The organism is Spongiibacter thalassae (assembly GCF_012272835.1).
Classification (GTDB): Bacteria; Pseudomonadota; Gammaproteobacteria; order Pseudomonadales; family Spongiibacteraceae; genus Spongiibacter; species Spongiibacter thalassae.
Genome location: NZ_JAAWWK010000002.1, coordinates 617,615 through 636,786, shown reverse-complemented (window position 1 = coordinate 636,786; position 19,172 = coordinate 617,615). Strand labels below are relative to the sequence as shown.

Below are 19,172 nucleotides of genomic sequence, written 5' to 3'. Positions count from 1 at the left end.
GGCACTGTCCTGGAAGCACTGCCCTGGAAGCACTGTCCTAGAAGCACTGTCCTTCAAGCAATGACACCAATTCGCGGAACTTGGCCCGGTTGCTCTCGTTCATGCCCATCAGTACCCGGTGGGCCTCAAGCACTCGCTTGCACACACGGTCCTCGCTGTCGGGAAGAACCGGCAGCTCACCCAGGTCTTCATCGGTGCACAAGGGTTCTTCGCGAATGCGGAACACCCGATCGAAGCCCATGCTTTCAAGCACTCGAGTGATATCGGGGTTGGTTGACAGAATAAGCGGCGTATAAGCAAAACGCTGCTTGGCTTTGATCGCCAACTTGGCGAGTAAACCCAGAGTGGTGCTGTCGATATTACTCGCATCAGCCAAATCCACCACGACACTGACAAAACCGCTGGTGCCCAGCATTTCGTCAAAAAATTCATCCATCGTCGTACACAATGTCAGCCGCACATCGCCCACCAATTTGATGACGAAGGAGCCGTCTTGCTCGGCGACCAGTATTTTTCCTGGTTGCATCAGCCTATAACCTGCAGACAACTAAAATCGCGATATCGTCCGGCGCTTCGCTCACGCTAGTGAGCCCAAAGGCGTCAACGAGTTCATTAGAGGTAGACTGTCCGGCACTGAGTAAGTTTAACAATGCCTGCTCTTTCTCCTCGAGGTTTCCTTTATCAATAACCTCTAATATACCATCCGAGAACAGAGTAAGCACGGCGCCCGGTGGAAACGCGATCATATGGTCGGTAAAGCGCGCATCGGCAAATAGCCCCACCGGCATATCGTGCTCGGGAAGAAACTCCGCCTTGCCCTCGGTCGCCAGTACGGGCGCAGGAAGGTGCCCCGCCACCGAATAGCTCAACTGATGGCATTTGAGGTCAAACACGCCGACACACATCGTAACGTGTTTGCCAATGCCCATTTCCAGCAACTCCGCATTGGCAATCGCCAGCATTTTTGCCGGAGACAGAATCGCCGTAGACCCCCGATGCAGAAAGTCGCTGCGCTTGCGAGCAAACAGGTTTTTCAGAAACACCGTAACAAAGGCTGAACTGGCGCCGTGGCCCGACACATCCGCCACAAAAAACGCCGCATGGTCGTCGCCCACCAGAAAATAATCGACAAAATCGCCACTCAGGTACAGCGAGGGCAGAATAAAATGGCAAAAGCGGTAGGCGTGAATTTCTTTGGGGGTATCGGGCAACAACAGTTGCTGAACGTGCTTCCCTGCCTGCTGATCCTGCTGCAGGTGGGTCAAGCTCTCCAGTAAATCCCGGTTGGCATTTTCCAGCTTGGTGCGATAGGCGAGGTTTTCCCGCTTGAGTTCACAGCGCTCCATGGCGCGACTGAGGGCATGACTGATAACTGTAGGGCTTTCCGGCGGCAGCAACAGGTAGTCTGTCGCCCCGTGACGCACCGCCGCCACCACATCGGCCAGACTGGTGCGGCGCGACACACCGATCAGCGGCAACTCCCGGGGGTCTGCCGCCATGTCGTCGAGTAGGCTGATCCCGCGCCCGCCCGGCAGGTCGATATCGATCATCACGATATCGACATCCTCTTCCTGAAAGCTCAGCAGTGCCTGGTCGGGATCGGCCACGCACAGCGCTTCAACGCCCAGAGATTCCAGCGCGGCGAGGAGTTGTTGGTGAATGGCATCGTCCTGCTGAACCAGTAACAGGCGATGACGAAGGGGTCTTGTCATTGCGCCTTTTTACTCACCCCCCGAGGTATTGGCAAGTTGCAATACTGTGCAGGATTCACATCAACCTCGATACCGTTAGAAATCAAAGGATTCGAAGTCCTCATCGCCGAAGCTGTCCTGCAACTGGCCGTCGTTTATCAAAAACTCGCGCCGCTGCAGATACACATCCTTGAGGAAGGTGTACTTGTCACCACTCACCAGCTCATCGGCATTCAGCAAGGCTGCACGGGTTTGTATGAGATCGAGCCCCGACACTGCCAACTCGGCACTGAGCGGGTCAATATCCCGGGTCAACGACGTAAAACTGTCTACGACTCGGCCACTGCCATCGCGCAGGGTGCTCGGCCCAAGCAGCGGCAGCACGATATAAGGCCCTGGGCCAACACCCCAAACCGCCAGTGTCTGGCCGAAGTCCTCAGACTCCCGCTCCAGCCCAAGGTGGGCAGCCACATCGAAAAATCCCACCACGCCCACTGTGGTATTCACCACAAAGCGGGTCAAATCAACCACCGCGTCGCCAATATTGCCTTGCAACAGATCGTTGCCGAAGTTTTTGACCTCGCCGATATTGTTAAACATATTCGCCAGGCCCTGATCCACCAGCGACGGTGTCACCGCCTGATAGCCCTTGGCCAGGGGGCGTGCCACATAGGCGTCGGCCACTTCATTAAAGGCGAAGATATGACGATTCAGCCCTTCCCAAGGGTCTCGGGGATCCCCCAGCACCTTTTCACTTTCAGCGGCAAACGCAACCACAGGTACCAGGCACATCAGGGTGAAAACGGCGCGGCGAAATAACGGCACGCAACTCAGGGAAAGGGGCAAAGCCATTGTTGTCAGAGTTCTCATATGAAGATACACCTTCACTATACTTGAAGCCTTGTTAAATACCAGCACCACCAAGGCGCGGCATTCCCGAACTTCTGGCCAAGGCTATTCTGCGCGGTAGATAATATCGGCAGCGAACAAGTTTTGCAGCAAATCTGCGGCAAAATCTGTTAACGCTCCGGCATCTGTCGACAATTCCGCAGCCAGCTGCTGCAGCGCATCGAAGGCGCAGTCACTGCTATCGAGCAGGGACAGCAAGCGCGCAGTGACCGGATTGACCTCCATAAACTGCACGCTGTCGTGGCGGTTGCGATAGACCACAATACAGGTTGGTGTCGCCGGCGGTGCCTCCGGGCGAAATCCCGGGCCGAGCTTGTGCACCGGGTAGCGATAGCTCAACGGCCAGGCCAGCGGCGATAGCTTCAACGGTGCTGCCAGCAGGGACTCCGGCAGCGGCTTGGCGGAGGGTAAGTCTTCCTCGGCAACATCCAGCGCCAGCTCCACCCACTCGTAATGGGCCAGCTCTTCCAGGAATTCCGGGTCGCTATCGCTGCGGCGCTCATTTTGCAGGAAGTCGATAAATTCCTCGGCGATTTTCAGAAAATACGGACTTTGGCACCGGTGGCTGCGCATAAAGTCCCGCACCAGCGCAACCCACTCACTGTCGCTATAGAGGCTGCGACACACCGGAAAGCCACTGCTGAGAAAACCCTCGATATTTTTAAAGAACAGGTCGCGGTAAATTGCCAGGCGACGGGCTTCCACTCCCTTCGGCCCGGAATGGGCTTCGGGGTCGCGCAGGTAGCGGGTAAGTTCTCGCTGGCTTGACTGAAAAGTCGGTAGCGCCATATCAATTCCCCGCTGCCATGTTGGCACGGGTCACCATCTGGGCGCGGCGAATGTCATCGACCTCTGTCATCAGCTCGGCCATGGTCGGAAAATTGAAATCGCGCTCCAGCAATGTCGGCAGTGGCCCACAGTGCGCATAGGCCACATCCAGCAGTTGCCAGACCGGGTCGATCACTGCAGTGCCGTGGGTGTCGACACGTAAATCCTCGGCTTCTACGTAATGGCCGGCGATATGAATATAAGCAGCCCGGTCCAGGGGTAGTGCACGCAAAAACTCATAGGGGTCGTAGCGATGATTAATGCTGTTGACGTAGATATTGTTGACGTCGAGCAACAAGCCGCAATCGGCTTCACTGAGTACTGCTGTAATAAATTCCACCTCGGACATTTGCTGCGCCGGAGCCGCATAGTAGGAGGCATTTTCCAGCAGAATCTGTTGACCGAGACGGTCCTGCACTTCCCTCACCCGAGCGGCGACGTGTTTCACCGCCTCTTCAGTAAAGGGAATGGGCATTAAATCGTAGAGGTGACCTTCATCGCCACAATAGGTCAGGTGCTCACTGTATAGTTTGCAATCGAATTTTTTGATGAACGCCGCAATGTCATCAATCAACTGGCTATCAAGGGGAGCAAAACCGCCAATATTCAGACTCAGACCGTGCAGCGTAACCGGGTAGCGTTCTGCCAGACGGGCAAAAGCACGCCCGTAACGGCCACCGAGGCCAATCCAGTTTTCCGGTGCGACCTCGATAAAGTCCAACTGCCCCGGCTCCAGATCGTCAAACGCGCCCAACAGGGCGCGCCGTAAACCGAGGCCTGCACTCTGTGCAGGCAGGTCAACTAGTGGCCGCATTTACCCTCACCACATTTGCCTTCTTTAACAGCCTTGGCCGCTTTATCGGCGCCACACTTACCTTCACCGCACTTCCCTTCGCCACACTTGCCTTCCTTCACGGCTTTTTTCTCGGCACCACACTTACCTTCGCCGCATTTGCCTTCGCCACATTTACCTTCCTTCGCGGCTTTTTTCTCGGCACCACATTTACCTTCGCCGCACTTACCCTCTCCGCACTTGGCTTCGCTCTTCTCAGCCTTGTCGGAATTACCCATTGAGTTGCTCAGGTCGTAGCCACCGGAAAGTTGGTTTGCTGCAAAGGGGTTGCTGTCGGCCATTGCGGGAGTGATTGCGGTGGCAAGCAGCGCGGCACTGAACGCGGTAGCCAGCGGTTTTTTTGAAAATGACGCCATAGTAGTTTCTCCTTGGGCGGCGGGAATCGCCATTGATAGATCACGGTTCACTATCGAAATATTGGTAGTCAGTGATCTCGCCACCTATTACGTGGTTATCACGACCCCCGGATTTCAGACAGTCTTAATTTAGCTGTTAAAGAAGACAACACAAGCCGCAGCTCGCAAATATCCCCCTTTACACACTACTGACGAGCACGCTAACTGAATGTTACATCCTGCTGAAGTTCTTTCCACAATTGCTTGAGGCGTTTTTCTGACACCGATTGTTTGGTGCCCAGTCGCTGAGCGAAAAGGGAGACACGTAACTCCTCCAGCAGCCAGCGATATTCTCGCAATAAGGGGGATTTTTGCCACAACTCCGGCGATCGTTCCAACAGCGCGTCGCATTGCTGTTGCAGTGGCTCCACCACTAGCGTGCACTGCCGATCGCGTTGATAATGACCGTCGAGTTTGTCGAGACGCTCTTCGATTGCCGCCAGGTATCGGGGATATTCGGCAAGAATGTCCCCATCGACCCGGCAGATAAAATCCTCCTGAAACAATCCCGCCAGCTGGTGCTGAATATCATTAATGCTGTGAATCCAGCTCAGGCTATTCAGTTTTTTCAGGCGTCGTTTAATCGACGAAAAATGCGCCAGGATGCGCTTCAATAATTCGCCGTAGGCCTGGGCCTGATCGTGGAAATTGGCCCGCCCCGCCTGCCATATTTTATCGAACTCGTCTTCGGTTCTCGGCAATCTCGTGCCCTCGGTTAAAAACACCGAGCGCGCGGCGACCAATAAACAATTTTCCAGCCAGCGGGCCTTATCCTGTCCCGTCGCAGCAAATTGCAGCTGAATGGCATTGTCGCGAAACAGATTGCCGCGCAGTGTTTTCACCTGCTGGGGCAAGCGCAGCAACAACAAACGCAGCACCCCGCGCTCGCTGAGCGCGGTCGCCTCATCCAGGGTTTCCGCCAAGCCCAATTCCACCCCATCACCGAGATCCCGCAGACAGGGGTATGCCGTCAGAGTGGCACCGGCCTGTTTGAATTGATGCTCAACCGGCAGCTCGGGTATCGTCCACTCATGGAGCACCTGCCGGTCAAACTGGTCGGCGCTCTCCTCGGCGATGCTGCGCTGCACCGCATCGGCCAACACCTCTCGCAGACGGCGCATATCGCGCCCCTGCTCCAGCACCTTGCCAGTTTCATCCAGCACCTTGATATTGGCGCGGTAGTAATCGTCAATCTCGGCCTCTGCCCAGGCTGACAGATCAATAGCCACATCACTCAGCTGACTGAGACGCGCCGCCAGCGCTGGCAGCAGGGGTTCGTCACTGGGTCGCATCCGCGATAAGGCCCGGTCTACATAATCCGGCACCGGCACCAATTGCTTGCGCTGCGCCTTGGGCAGGGCCTTTACCAGGGCTATACATTTCTCCCGCAGCAGACCCGGCACCAACCAGTGAAAGCGCCCGTCGGGAATACTGTGCAGGTACTTCAATGGCAGGCGCACACTGACACCGTCTTCCGGGTGCCCCGGTTCAAAGCGGTATTCCAGTGCAAGCTGAATCCCCCCCGCTGTCATCGTGTCGGGGAACTGCGCGCCGTCAACCGATTCCAGTTGGCGCATCACATCGCCCCTGGACATTTTCAGCAGATCGCGGTCAGCAGACTTTTTCAGCCAGGATTCCAGCTGCTTGGCAGTCGTTATCCCTGCGGGAATCCGCTCATCGTAATAACGGAACAACTCCTCGTCCGACACCAGCATGTCCCGGCGTCGGGCCTTGTCTTCCATTTCGGCCACTTCGGCGATGAGCCGGCGGTTGTGGGCAAAAAACGCGGCCTTGCCCCGGTAGCGCCCCTCAACCAGCGCTTCGCGGATCAGTATTTCCCGGGACACCACCGGGTCAATCGGTCCGTAATGCACTCGGTGGCGATCGCGAATACACAGACCGTAAAGCAGGGTCTGTTCATAGGCCATCACCCGGCCTGTACGCGCCTGCCAGCGCGGCTCATGGTAATGGCGTTTCAGCAGGCTGTCGTTGATACCAAACAGCCACTCCGGCTCAATCGCGGCAACACAGCGAGCAAACAATTGGGAGGTTTCCGCCAATTCGGCGGCCACTATCCAAGGCGGCGTTTTTTTGCGCAACGACGAGCCGGGAAAAATACGCAGTGAGCGATTGCGTGCGCCCAGATACTCCCGAGCCTCAGCGCGGTTGGCAATCTGGCCGAGAAATCCCGGTAACAACGCCTGATGAACGCTGGCATAATCGGCGGGTTCTGTATTCACCTTGAGTTTCATCTGCCGCGCCATCAGGCGCAGTTGGTGGTGAACCTCCCGCCACTCGCGCATGCGCATCCAACTGAGAAATTCCCGCTTGCACAGCTTCTGCCACTGATTGGCGCTGAGCGCCTGACGCTGCTCTTCGGCGTACTCCCACAGTGAAACAAAGGCCATAAAATCTGACTGTTCATGCCAGAAGCGGCGGTGCTTCTCGTCGGCGGCTTGCTGCTTATCGGCGGGGCGTTCACGGGGATCCTGAATACTCAGCGCACTGGCGATAATCAGCATTTCGTTCAGACAGCCCTTCTCCGCCGCCGCCAACAGCAGGCGACCAATGCGGGGATCTACCGGGAACTTGCCCAGTTGACGCCCCAGCGGCGTGAGCTTTTCATTCTCCACCGCGCCCAGCTCCTGCAACAGGGCGTAGCCGTCACGGACAAAGCGGGAGTCTGGCGGGTCAACAAAGGGGAATTTGCGAATATCCCCCAGCCCAAGCTGGAGCATCTGCAAAATCACCGCGGCGAGGTTGGTACGCTGGATTTCCGGTTCGGTAAAGGCCGGGCGGCGCTCAAAATCGTCTTCGCTGTATAGCCGGTAAGCAATACCCGGCGCCAGGCGACCACAGCGACCCGAGCGCTGATTGGCGCTGGCCTGGGAAATCGGTTCGATGGGCAGGCGCTGCACCTTGCTGCGCACGCTGTAGCGACTGATGCGGGCCGTTCCGGCATCGATCACATAGTGTATACCCGGCACTGTCAGCGAGGTTTCGGCAACGTTGGTGGCCAACACCACCCGCCACCCCCGGCGCTTGGAGGTATCAAAAATCCGCTGTTGCTCACCGGCACTGAGTCGCGCGTATAACGGTAAAATGTCTGCCCCGGGCAATTCGGCATTGCGCAAATGCCTGGCGGTTTCGCGAATTTCACGCTCACCACTGAGGAATACCAGGGTATCACCCCGTTGGTGAGCCCCTTCGGCCATCAACTCTCGCAGCGTAGATTCAATGCCTACGCCAAGATCCTGCTCGGCGCTCAACTCCTCCAGCGGGCGATAGCGATATTCCACCGGGAAGGTTCGCCCGGACACTTCAATCACCGGCGCATTGTCGAAGTGGGCTGAAAACCGTTCAAGGTCGATCGTCGCCGAGGTGATAATGATCTTGAGGTCGGGCCGCTTCGGCAGCAGGGTTTTCAGATAGCCCAGCAGAAAATCGATGTTCAGACTGCGCTCATGGGCCTCGTCGATAATGATGGTGTCGTACTGATTGAGATACCGGTCCTGCTGAATCGCCGCCAGCAAAATCCCATCGGTCATCAGCTTGATATAACTGTCGTCAGAACTGACGTCCTGAAACCGCACCTGATAGGCCACGGCCTCACCGACTCGCGTACCGAGTTCGTCAGCGATCCGTTCCGCCACTGTTCTGGCCGCCAGCCGCCGCGGCTGGGTGTGGGCAATCATGCCGCTCACTCCCCGGCCCATTTGCAAACACAGTTTGGGAATTTGCGTGGTTTTGCCCGAGCCGGTCGCTCCGGCAAGTACCACCACCTGATGCCCTTCAATCGCCGCGCGGATATCCTCCAGCCGCTCGCTCACTGGCAAGTTTGGGGGATAGCTAATGTTGGGGACACCGGCTCGGCGCCGCTCAACCCTGGCCTGCGACTGCGCCATACGCCGCTGCAATTCCGCCAGCGACTCCGCCAGTGCCTCGTCACCTTCACTCCGGCGGCGCAAACGTTGCAAGTGTTGCCGAAGTGGCCAGCGATCCGGCAGGTAGCACTGCTCGATCTGGCGGCTAATCGTGTCCCATTCTGCGGCAGACATAGTTCTCCAAATGATGGCTCTTCACCAGACCCGGCGAAAAGCCAAAAAAAAGGGCGCCCTCAGGCGCCCTTGCTTGTGCTGCGATCAATCAGCTAGCCCGTTTCGCCAGCTCCTCGTCGCGCAGTGTACGGCGCAATACCTTACCCACATTGGTTTTGGGCAGCTCATCACGAACCTCGATATAGCGCGGCATTTTATAGCCGGTCAGGCGATCGCGCAAAAATTCCTTCAATTCCGCTTCATCAATGGTACCCGACTTCGGTGCCACAAAGATTTTCACCGCCTCACCGGATTTTTCATCCGGCACACCAATGGCCGCGCACTCGGCGATATTCGGGTGGGCGCTGAGCACATCTTCAATTTCGTTGGGGTAGACATTAAAGCCGGACACCAGAATCATATCTTTCTTGCGATCGACAATTTTCAGGTAGCCGTCGTCCTGCACCACCGCCACATCACCAGTGTACAGCCAACCGTCCTTGATGGTTTTATCGGTTTCGTCAGGACGCTGCCAGTAGCCCATCATCACCTGTGGACCACGAATGCACAGCTCACCGCGTTCACCCAGGGGCACATCGTTGCCGTCGTCGTCCACCAGACGCACTTCTGTACCCGGCAAGGGCAAACCAATGGTGCCCACCTGATTCGCGCCACCGGGGTTAATAGAAACCACCGGCGAAGTTTCGGTCAGGCCGTAGCCCTCGTAAATTTCGGCACCGGTCACATCTTTCCAGGTTTTGGCGGCCCCCGCCGTCAACGCCATGCCCCCTGAAAGGGTCACTTTCAGGTTGGAAAAATCAAGCTTGGGGAATTCAGGATGCTTGCACAGCTGAACAAACAGCGTATTGATGCCGCTCATGCCGCTCCAGGTATTGCGCTTCATTTCCTTGATAACGCTGTCCAGGTCGCGGGGATTCGGTATCAAAATGGAGCGATTGCCCTGCAGCATAACCACAAAGGCCAGCATGAACGAGTAAATATGGTAGAGCGGCAACGGCGCAATAAACGACTCTTTGCCCGCTTCGAGGCCATAGCTGTAGAAATTTTCGCGGCTTTGCAGCACGTTCGCCATCAGGTTGCGATGACTGATCATCGCGCCCTTGGACACACCTGTGGTGCCACCGGTGTATTGCAGCAGGGCCAGGGATTCGGCATCCGGTGAGGCATCGACCACTTTTTTACCCTTACCCTTGGCAAGCGCTTTCAAAAAGCTGATCGAAGACTTGAACTTCACCGCAGGCACTTCTTTTTTCACATACTTCAGCGCCTTGTTAATCAGATGACGCTTGAACGTAGGGTGCAAGTCGCCGACTTCGGTGACAATGACTTGGGTGACGCCGGTATCAGGCACCACCACGCTGGCGATTTTGGCAATATTCGCCAGCACCACAATGGCCTTGGCACCGGAGTCGACAAGCTGGTGTTTCAGCTCACGTTCGCTGTACAACGGGTTGGTGTTCACCACAATCATACCGGCACGCAGCGCACCGAACAGCACCACCGGATATTGCAGAATATTGGGCATCTGGATCGCAATGCGGTCGCCGGGCTGCAAGCCGCTGTCTTCCAGCAGGTAGGCCGCAAACTGACGGGACAGACGGTCGAGGTCACCGTAGGTCAGGGTTGCCCCCAGGCAGGTCACCGCTGGTTTGTCGGCGTAGGTTGTTACGCAGTAGTTAAACATGCCCACGAGGTTGGGAAACTCTCCCAGATCAACCTCATTGGACAGGCCAATACGCTCCCGCGCAGCTTTGATGATTTCTGCAATTTGCTGTTGTGACTCAGACAAGGTCGCCCCCTAACGGTGTTTTTGTTATTTACGCGGTTAACAGTCCCGAAGCCAGAGCTCTGGTCGAGTGCCTAAAGAACCGCGCGCAATTTCGGCAAACTAGCGAGATTTGTGTTCACTGTCAACACTGCTTACCCCTTCGCGACGAACTGCTCGGGGTCCACGAACATCAATTGTAGACGTATCTCGGCGTTATTGCGTTGTTCAAACGCCATCACCAGCGCATTGAGATTGTTCTGCATCTGACTGATTACTGGCACAAAAATCACGTGCTGCACATTGCCGTCGTCGCTCATGACCCGAGGCTCCTGCTCGGTTTCAAGAAACTTGGCGTAGGTATCAATCAGCATTATTACCTGATTGCGAAACGCGCTGAAATTTAACGGCCCACGGAATTCCTCGGTATTCATCGACAGGCTGAAACGCATTGTCGAGTTATCTTCCAGTTTCACGTCGGACAAAAGCACCGGATTGCCCTTTTCCAGCTCGCGGAAATACTGCTTGCCAACTACCCGCTGGGCGTCAACGATTCGCGATTTAAGCAGTGCAGACGCCATTACCATCAGCGCGGGAATTTCTATTTTTACGTTCATTTACCACTTCCATAGCGGCCATACGGCCCAATTACAAAATTGATGATTCGTCGTCGTGAGCTTTCGCCGCCCTCGACGCAAGGTATTGCTCGATCTCCCTCAGGCGATGACAGGCGACCTCACTGCCCGCCTCGCTGACAGCCAGAGCCGGGGGCGTGCGCAGACAGAAGGGTTTTGCCAGCGAGCAGCGCGGGGCATAGCGGCAGCCGCTGTCGTTGCTCAAGGGCAAACGGCGCTCCTGCGCCGGTGCAACCTTGCGTCGATGCCGCCCCTGGGAGTTCAACTCTGCCTCGGGGTGAGCCGCCAGCAAATTGCGAGTATAGGGGTGCAAGGGGCGGGAGAACACCTGCGCGCTGCTGCCCAGCTCGACAATCTCCCCCAGATACATCACCGCGGTGCGATCCGCCAGGCTGCGCACCACCGCCAGATCGTGGGCGATAAATACGATAGCCGTACCGCTGTCCCGCTGGATATCCTGCAATAAGTTGATAATTTGCGCCTGGACTGACACATCAAGGGCCGACACCGCTTCATCACACACCACCAGTCGCGGTTCGGCAATAAAGGCCCGGGCTATGCCGACACGCTGGCGCTGGCCGCCGGATAACTCATGGGGAAAACGCTCACCCGCATCGCGGCTCAGCCCCACCCGCTCAAGCCATTTGGCCGCTTTGCTTAACTTGTCGCGGGTACTGACCCGGGCAACCCCCAGCGGCTCCATCAAACTGTCGATAATACGCCGCCGCGGATTCAGACTGGCGTAGCTGTCTTGAAATACCATTTGCACAGAAGAGATGCGGGCACGACCGGCATCACTCTCGCCGTGAAAACGCAGGGTACCTGCACTCGGCTGTTGCAGACCCGCCAGCATTCGCCCCAGTGTTGACTTCCCCGAACCGCTCTCACCCACCAGACCCAGAATTTCCCCGGCGTAAATATCCAGGTCGACAGCGTCCACAGCGGCGAGCTTCACGCCAGCCTCGGCGGCGGGAAAATGGCAACTCAAGCCCCTCATTGACACCAGGCGCTCAGCCATTTTCGGCCTCCCGCCAGCGCAGGGGATGGTCCGGATGCCAACGCCAGCAACGTACTCGCTGCCCCTCTCCACATTGAAACTCCGGCACTGTGTCTTCACATATTGCCATGCGCTGGCGACAGCGCGGGGCAAAGGCGCAACCAGTTACCTCCCGGCGCAAATCCGGTGGACTGCCAACAATGCCCTCCGGTCGTCGGTCCTGTTTAAGACTGGGTACTGCGGCCCGCAACGCCGCGCTGTATGGGTGTGCAGTGCGATTGAATATCTGTGCCACCGAGCCGGATTCAACACTCTCGCCGGCATACATCACGGTGACGCTGTCGGCAATCTCTGCCACCACGCCAAGGTCGTGGGTAATAAACAGCAGCGCTGTGCCCTGTTCTCGCTGTAATTCCGCCAACAGGGTAAGCACCTCCGCCTGCACCGTCACATCCAGCGCCGTCGTCGGCTCATCGGCAATCAACAGTTTCGGTCGGCAGGCCACCGCCATGGCGATCATCACCCGCTGCAACATACCGCCGGAGAACTCAAAGGGGTATTGGGCGGCGCGCTGCGCCGGCTGCGGAATTGCCAGGCGCTCCAGCAGCGCTACCGCTGCCGTCATTGCCTCCCGCCGTCCCAGATTTCGATGCAGCACGAAGGACTCGGCCAACTGTGCGCCAACGGTCTGCGTGGGGTTTAACGCCGTCATCGGATTTTGGAAAATCATCGCGATGTCAGCGCCCCGGTGCCGACGCCAGGCAGGACTACCCTGAGCAGGCAGGACCTCGCCCGCGAGGGTGAAGGCATCGGCATGGAACACCGCCCCAGGGGGAGTCAGCCCGAGCAGGCTCATCGCGGTGAGCGACTTACCGCAGCCCGATTCCCCAACCAGAGCGCGACATTCCCCGGCATCAAGGCTGAAGGAAACCCCTCGCAGAGCGTGCAGGGCTCCAATATGCAGCGACAGATTTTCGACTTCCAGCAAACTCATCGCCCGACCCCACCACTGCGACGATCACTGATATCCCGCAGCGCATCGCCAAGAATATTGAAGGCCAGCACCGAGATACTGATAAACAGCGCGGGCAACAGCATGTGTCGTGGGTGACTGAGCAGGGTTTTGATGCCGTCGTTACACATTGCCCCCCACGAGGTACTCGGCGGCGACACCCCCATGCCGATAAAGGACAGAAAGGCCTCGGTAAATATCGCCTGGGGAATGGCAAAGCTGAAGGCCACCAGAATAATCGGCAGCACATTGGGTAAAATATGCCGCGCCAATATGGCGGCCGTACTCAAGCCTGACAGCAGCGCCGACTCGACATAGGGCTGCCCCTTCAGCGCCAGGACCTGCCCCCTGACCAGCCGCGCACTGCTCGGCCAACTCAGCACCAGCATCGCCAGTATCAACGGCGCGATTCCGTTTTCACCGGGCCCAATTCCGAAAGCCACTCTGAACAAAATCATAAAGAGCAAAAAGGGCAGCGCCACGACAAAGTCAGCCAGCCGCATAATCGCCTGATCGACAACCCCACCGGCATACCCGGCAATCGCCCCCAGAATACAGCCCAGAGAGATAAACAGCAGCGGCGCCACTACCCCGACGAATAGCGATGTCGCTCCGCCCGCCATCAGACGCGCCAAAATATCCCGGCCCAGCGCATCGGTACCAAGGGGGTGGGCAGGTAACATAATTGTACTGGGCAGTGTCGTTTTGTGACCGACAATCAAACCCTGAAGGCGGGCCTCAAACTCTGAAATAGCCTGTTGGGGACGCACTTCCACCGAGAATAATAATAACCCGGTATCCGCGTCGGCAATGCTATAGCGGTACAGCGCGCGGCGTAATTGCAGGCGATCTTCGTAATAAGGGGTGCTACTGATCGCCAGCGGCAGACCCAGTCCTGCGTCGAGTCCACTGCCCCGATAGAGCTGGTAGCGTTTTACCTCCGGCAGCGCAGGCCAATGTAAGCGCACCCGCTCGGTATTGGCGTCTGCGACCCGCAACGACCGCACGTCACCATGGGGCCGCCACAGGCCTTCGTCACGTACCACTTTGGCCGCCCGCGCCGTCGTCGGGCCCAACGACACCTGCGATAGCCACTGGGTGGAGTGGCTCTGCGGCCACAACAGCGGCCCTACGGAGACAAAACACAGCAACAGCAGCACCGCGACACTCGCCAACACCACGCTGGGGGTGAAGGGGCTCGGCAGCGGCGCTGGCGCAATGTGATCCAGCTGCTGCTCGGCGGGTTGCCAGGGAGCGAAACGAAAAACCGGAATGGTCATCGGCGGCGCCCCGAGGTCAGGCGAATGCGGGGGTCGATAATGCCGTAGCTGATATCCACCAGCATTACCACGATCACCAGAAACGCCCCGTAGAACACGGTGGTGCCCATAATCACGGTGTAGTCCAGCTGCTGCACCGCCTGCACAAAGTAGCGCCCCAGACCGGGTATCGCGAAGATTAATTCGACGACAAACCCCCCGGTGGTGATCGCCGCGATCGACGGCCCCAGCTCGGTTACCACCGGTAAAATCGCATTGCGCAGCTGGTGTCCCCAGAACAGACGCCAGGGACCAATACCCCTGGAACGGGCAGCCAGCACATAGTCGCTGCTCAGCACCTCCAGCATCGACGCCCGCATCAGGCGGCTTAAATAGGCCATCGTGCCCAAACCGAGCACCAGGGCAGGTATCCACACGTGTTCGACCCCACCCCAGCCAGCGACCGGCAGCCAGGTGCTGTCTACCGCGCTATTGAGACGCACAATCAGCAACTGGGCCATTGCCGCGATCACAAAACCCGGCAGGGAGATTGCTGCAATCACGGCGAAGATCACCGCCCGGTCCGGCCAGCGATTGCGGAAATGGGCCGCGACACTGCCTGCGGCAACGCCGCCCACCAGAGCGATGAGAATCGCCGCCAGGCCCAGGGTCGCCGAAATAGGAAAATGCTCGCGGATAATATCGTTGACCCGCCGGTTCTCCTGGGTAAAGGAAATACCAAAATCCCCGCGCAACATATTGCCCAGGAACAACAGGTACTGCTCGTCGAGGGGCTTATCCAGGCCGTATCGGGCCTCCAGCTGGGCGCGCACTGCCGGGGACATCGCCTTTTCCTGCGTGAGGGGGTCGCCGGGCACGGCGTGCATCGCGAAAAATGTCGCCGTCGCGATAAACCAAATGGTAAAGGCGGCAAAGAGCAGGCGGCGCGCGATATAAAACAGCACTAGCGTTCAATCCATGCAAAGCGAAAGCTGGGGTCACCACCAAAAACATTGCGTCGCACGCCCTTTAACATAGGGTGTTGCACATACAACGCGCCGTTCTCATAGGTCGGCAAAATCGGTACATCCTCAGTGACAATATTCTGCAAGCGGGCCATGGCTTCAAACCGCTCTACCGGGTCGCTGCTCTGCTGGGCGAGACTCACCCAGTAGTCGTAGGCCGGATTATGGTAGCGCCCGCGATTGTTGTCGTTCCATGACGCGAACAAATCGGCAAAGGTCATAATATCATCGTAATCCGGCCCCCAGGCGGCGGCCACAATATCAAAGTCTCCCCGACGCATTTTCTCCAGCCGCTGTTTAAACACCTGTTGGTCAATACGCACTTCCAGGCCCAGGCCCTGCTGCAGGACATATTGGTAGTACTCCGCCTCCTGCAGTGCTCGGGGACTGTCCCCAACCAACAACATCAACGGCGGGAACGCCTCCAGACCCAGCTCTTTTTTCGCCCGCGCGAGGTAGCGTCGCGCCAGGGCGATGTCGGCCTTGACCCGCATTTCAGGATATTCCTCGCGAAACGGCGCCGCCACACCGCGCACCGTCATTGGAAACAGTGAATAGGCGGGCAACACTCCGGGCAGGCCAATAATTTTATTCACCAGCGTGGCCGGATCAATAATGTATTGCAGGGCTTTGCGGAAATAGTAATTACCCGTTACCCGCCCCTCGCGAAAGTTGAATTCGAGGAAATAAAGCGCGCCGGTGTGAAAGTGGTGAATGGGATGACCGCGCTTTACCGCTTCATCGAGCAAGCCAGTATCGAGGTTGGCCAGCGCGATTTGGCCGTCGCGGAACAGATTGAACTGGGCGCTGGGATCCGAGGTGATATAGGGCAGATCGATCTCCCGAATTTTGACGCTGTCGCGGTCCCAGTAATGGCGGTTTTTGCGCAAGCGAAGGTGGGCACCGTGAACCCATTTATTAAGGGTAAAAGCGCCATTGACCAACATTTTGTCGGCATCGGCGGCGTAGGCTCGCCCCCACTTTTCCACGGCGTCTTCACGCAATGGCATAAACGTCATAAATGCCGTCAGGCTGAGAAAATACGGGCAGGGCCGGGCAAATTCCACCACCAATTCCCGCTCTGACACGGCGCGAACACCCAGCGTGTTTGCGGGTAGCTGGCCGGCTTGAATCGCCTCGGCATTTTTGATGGGGAAGAAGATAAACGCGTACTGGGAGGCCGTAGCGGGTTTCAGGGCATGGCGCCAGGCAAAAACAAAGTCGTGGGCGGTGACCGGCTTGCCGTCGCTCCAGCGGGCATCGCTACGCAACCAAAACCGCGCACCGGACTCCTCCAGCTGCCAGCGCTCGGCGACCCCGCCCTCCAGTTCACCCCCTGGTCCGTAGCGCAACAGCCCTTCCATGAGGTGGGACAGCACAAAGCTGCCAATTGAGTCGGTGGCAATGCTCGAGTTCAAGGTAGGCGGTTCCGTCGCCAGCGCCAGAGTAATGCGTTGGTCAACCGGGTCGACCGCCGCGGCGTGACCAGACAGCGCCGGCAGCAGGCACAAAACCAGTAACAGAAGCTGCCGGAGGGTGGCGGAGAGCCTGGCGATAGCCCCGGGAAACACTGCTACAATGTAGCCCGCTTTTTCCTCAGCTTTTGCAGGCCCAACTTGGAACACCGCGACAATCCTTATTTTATCCAAAGCGCCACTCTCAGCTGGGAGGACGGTATTCCCTGCGCCGAGGCGTATGGCGACGTCTATTTTTCCAGGGATGACGGCCTGGCCGAAAGCCAGTACGTATTTTTACAACACAATCAGTTGGCGCAACGCTGGCAAAACCTTGACCCGCAATGTCCCGGAAGATTCACTATTTGCGAGTCCGGCTTTGGTACTGGCCTGAATTTTCTGCTGGCCTGGCAGTTGTGGCAGCAATGCGCCCCTGCAAACTGGACATTACACTATATTTCCAGTGAAAAGCATCCATTAACGCCGCAGGATTTACAAATTTCCCACGGCCACTGGCCGGCTCTGGCAACCCTGTCCAACCTTCTCCAGGAGCTTTATCCCCCCTTATTGCCGGGCCACCATCGCCGCAACTTGCACGACCATCGGGTGTGTCTGGATCTGTTGTTCGGCGATATCGTTGAGAACCTGCCCGCGCTACTCGACACCGAATACCCAGCACTACAACCCTCGAACAGCGACGATCCGCCCGGCGCCACCACCAATCGGGTGGTTGATGCCTGGTTTCTCGACGGTTTTGCCCCGGCAAGTAACCCGGAAATGTGGCAGCAGGCCCTGTTTGCCGCAATGCAATATTTAAGCCGCGACGGCGCTACCTTTGCCACCTTTACCAGCGCCGGGGTCGTAAAGCGGGGCCTCCGCGCCGCCGGGTTTTCTGTGCGCAAGGTCAAGGGCTTTGGCCGCAAGCGGGAAATGCTTTGCGGAGAATTCGTCGGTGCAGACGACGGCTCCCCCGCCCCGCCGCTGCCGCCGCGCAAAGGCGCCGTCGCCTGGCATCAGCCCCAAAGCCGCGGCAGCGTTCGCAGCGTTATCGTCATCGGCGGTGGCCTGGCGGGCTGCAGCACCGCCTGGGCGCTGGCAGAGCGCGGCATCCAGGTTCAATTGCTCGAGCGGGGGCCAACACTGGCCACTGGTGCATCGGGCAATCCCCAGGGCATTCTTTACACCAAACTGTCGCCGGAAGCCGGCGCCTTGAACCAGTTTACCCTGCACAGTTTTTTGTACGCCCTGCACCACTACCGCCAGCTTGCCCACCGCCGTGACTTTATTCATGATTTTTGCGGAGTATTGCAGCTGCCGGGCAGTGAGCGGGAAGCAGAGCTATACCGGCGCGTCGCGGAGGTCATGGCGGACCAGCATTGGGTTAAATCGCTGGACGCCGCCAGCGCCTCCGCCCTTGCCGGTTTGGCGATAGATCGCCCAGGGCTGTTCTACCCGGGCGCGGGCTGGATCTCTCCGACCAGTCTCTGCGCCGCCTATACCCAGCACCCCGATATAACTGTTCACCACTGCAAGGCGGCACTATCCCTTCGCGCTACATCTCAGGGTTGGAAAATCGACTGCGGCGATACTCAGTTTCAAAGCGACGCGGTGGTGATTGCCAACAGCCACGACGCCGCCAAGTTTCCATACAGTGATTACTTGCCCCTGCGTAAAATTCGCGGACAACTGAGTTATTTGCCGGCCGACGCGGTATTGAAACCACCGGCCACCGTCATCTGCCATGATGGCTATATCGCGCCCCCGATAGCGGATCACTACTGCATCGGCGCCAGTTTTAACCTCAATGACGACAGCACGGCACTCAGTGACGCCGAACACCATGACAATTTGCGCAAACTGCGCGCTCTGGATAGCGCGGTCATCGCCGACGACACCGAGGTGATCGGCGGCCGGGCGGCACTGCGCTGCGCCAGCCCGGACTATATGCCCATCGTTGGCGCGCTGCCCGACACCGCCGCCTTCGATCGCGATTTCGCCAGCCTGCGCAAGGATGCCCGGCTCACCGTCGGCCGCCCTGGCCGCTATCACGCCAATCTGTATATCAACGTGGCCCACGGTTCACGAGGTTTGACCTCAACGCCGATGGCCGCTGAGTTACTGGCCAGTTACCTTTGCGGTGAAGCCCGGCCGCTACCGCGGCATCTGAGCGAGGCCTTGAGCCCGGCACGTTTTATTATCCGCGACCTCAGCCGGCATAGACGCTAGGAATTACCGCCGACTCCCTGTAAGTTTGCCCGTACAGGGCAGGTTTTAGACTCAAGGGGGCCTTA

The 19,172-nt window shown here is 57.9% G+C and carries 15 protein-coding genes; 1 reads left to right on the top strand and 14 read right to left on the bottom strand.

What is annotated here, in order from left to right:
* Positions 1-37 precede the first annotated feature (37 nt).
* From HCU74_RS07040 to HCU74_RS06975, 14 genes are all read right to left on the bottom strand, one after another.
* On the bottom strand, positions 38-526 hold the full coding sequence (locus tag HCU74_RS07040) for an STAS domain-containing protein (RefSeq protein WP_168449696.1): 489 nt from the start codon (positions 524-526) through the stop codon (positions 38-40).
* A gap of 4 nt (positions 527-530) precedes the next feature.
* Positions 531-1,712 (bottom strand): PP2C family protein-serine/threonine phosphatase, encoded by a 1,182-nt coding sequence (locus HCU74_RS07035; RefSeq protein WP_168449695.1) that lies wholly within the window; start codon positions 1,710-1,712, stop codon positions 531-533.
* Between the two features lie 75 nt (positions 1,713-1,787).
* Complete coding sequence (locus HCU74_RS07030) at positions 1,788-2,561, bottom strand: MlaA family lipoprotein (protein ID WP_246864482.1); 774 nt, start codon at positions 2,559-2,561, stop codon at positions 1,788-1,790.
* Positions 2,562-2,645: 84 nt separating this feature from the next.
* Positions 2,646-3,389 carry an HvfC family RiPP maturation protein gene (locus tag HCU74_RS07025; protein ID WP_168449694.1) on the bottom strand — a complete coding sequence of 248 codons (744 nt, stop codon included), beginning with the start codon at positions 3,387-3,389 and terminating at the stop codon, positions 2,646-2,648.
* A gap of 1 nt (position 3,390) precedes the next feature.
* Positions 3,391-4,242, bottom strand: a complete 852-nt coding sequence (locus HCU74_RS07020) for an HvfB family MNIO-type RiPP peptide maturase (protein ID WP_168449693.1) — start codon at positions 4,240-4,242, stop codon at positions 3,391-3,393.
* The gene (locus HCU74_RS07015; RefSeq protein WP_168449692.1) at positions 4,230-4,637 is read right to left on the bottom strand and encodes an HvfA family oxazolone/thioamide-modified RiPP metallophore; all 408 of its coding nucleotides are present in this window, start codon (positions 4,635-4,637) and stop codon (positions 4,230-4,232) included. The genes HCU74_RS07020 and HCU74_RS07015 overlap by 13 nt, the downstream gene beginning before the upstream one ends.
* A gap of 200 nt (positions 4,638-4,837) precedes the next feature.
* The gene (gene hrpA, locus HCU74_RS07010) at positions 4,838-8,734 is read right to left on the bottom strand and encodes an ATP-dependent RNA helicase HrpA (protein ID WP_168449691.1); all 3,897 of its coding nucleotides are present in this window, start codon (positions 8,732-8,734) and stop codon (positions 4,838-4,840) included.
* Between the two features lie 88 nt (positions 8,735-8,822).
* Complete coding sequence (locus tag HCU74_RS07005; RefSeq protein ID WP_345889661.1) at positions 8,823-10,523, bottom strand: AMP-binding protein; 1,701 nt, start codon at positions 10,521-10,523, stop codon at positions 8,823-8,825.
* Positions 10,524-10,654: 131 nt separating this feature from the next.
* Positions 10,655-11,116, bottom strand: a complete 462-nt coding sequence (locus tag HCU74_RS07000; RefSeq protein WP_168449690.1) for a hypothetical protein — start codon at positions 11,114-11,116, stop codon at positions 10,655-10,657.
* A 31-nt stretch (positions 11,117-11,147) separates the two neighbouring features.
* The gene (locus tag HCU74_RS06995) at positions 11,148-12,152 is read right to left on the bottom strand and encodes an oligopeptide/dipeptide ABC transporter ATP-binding protein (RefSeq protein ID WP_168449689.1); all 1,005 of its coding nucleotides are present in this window, start codon (positions 12,150-12,152) and stop codon (positions 11,148-11,150) included.
* Entirely contained in the window at positions 12,145-13,125 is a 981-nt protein-coding gene (locus HCU74_RS06990) for an ABC transporter ATP-binding protein (protein WP_168449688.1), read from the bottom strand. The genes HCU74_RS06995 and HCU74_RS06990 overlap by 8 nt, the downstream gene beginning before the upstream one ends.
* Positions 13,122-14,423 (bottom strand): ABC transporter permease, encoded by a 1,302-nt coding sequence (locus tag HCU74_RS06985; protein WP_168449687.1) that lies wholly within the window; start codon positions 14,421-14,423, stop codon positions 13,122-13,124. The genes HCU74_RS06990 and HCU74_RS06985 overlap by 4 nt, the downstream gene beginning before the upstream one ends.
* Entirely contained in the window at positions 14,420-15,367 is a 948-nt protein-coding gene (locus HCU74_RS06980; protein ID WP_345889660.1) for an ABC transporter permease, read from the bottom strand. Before HCU74_RS06980 ends, HCU74_RS06985 begins: the two co-directional genes overlap by 4 nt.
* Positions 15,367-17,076 (bottom strand): peptide ABC transporter substrate-binding protein, encoded by a 1,710-nt coding sequence (locus HCU74_RS06975; protein WP_168449686.1) that lies wholly within the window; start codon positions 17,074-17,076, stop codon positions 15,367-15,369. Before HCU74_RS06975 ends, HCU74_RS06980 begins: the two co-directional genes overlap by 1 nt.
* Here HCU74_RS06975 and mnmC point away from each other — a divergent pair.
* Complete coding sequence (gene mnmC / locus HCU74_RS06970) at positions 17,044-19,107, top strand: bifunctional tRNA (5-methylaminomethyl-2-thiouridine)(34)-methyltransferase MnmC2/FAD-dependent 5-carboxymethylaminomethyl-2-thiouridine(34) oxidoreductase MnmC1 (RefSeq protein WP_168449685.1); 2,064 nt, start codon at positions 17,044-17,046, stop codon at positions 19,105-19,107. The genes HCU74_RS06975 and mnmC overlap by 33 nt on opposite strands.
* The last annotated feature ends 65 nt before the right edge of the window (positions 19,108-19,172 follow it).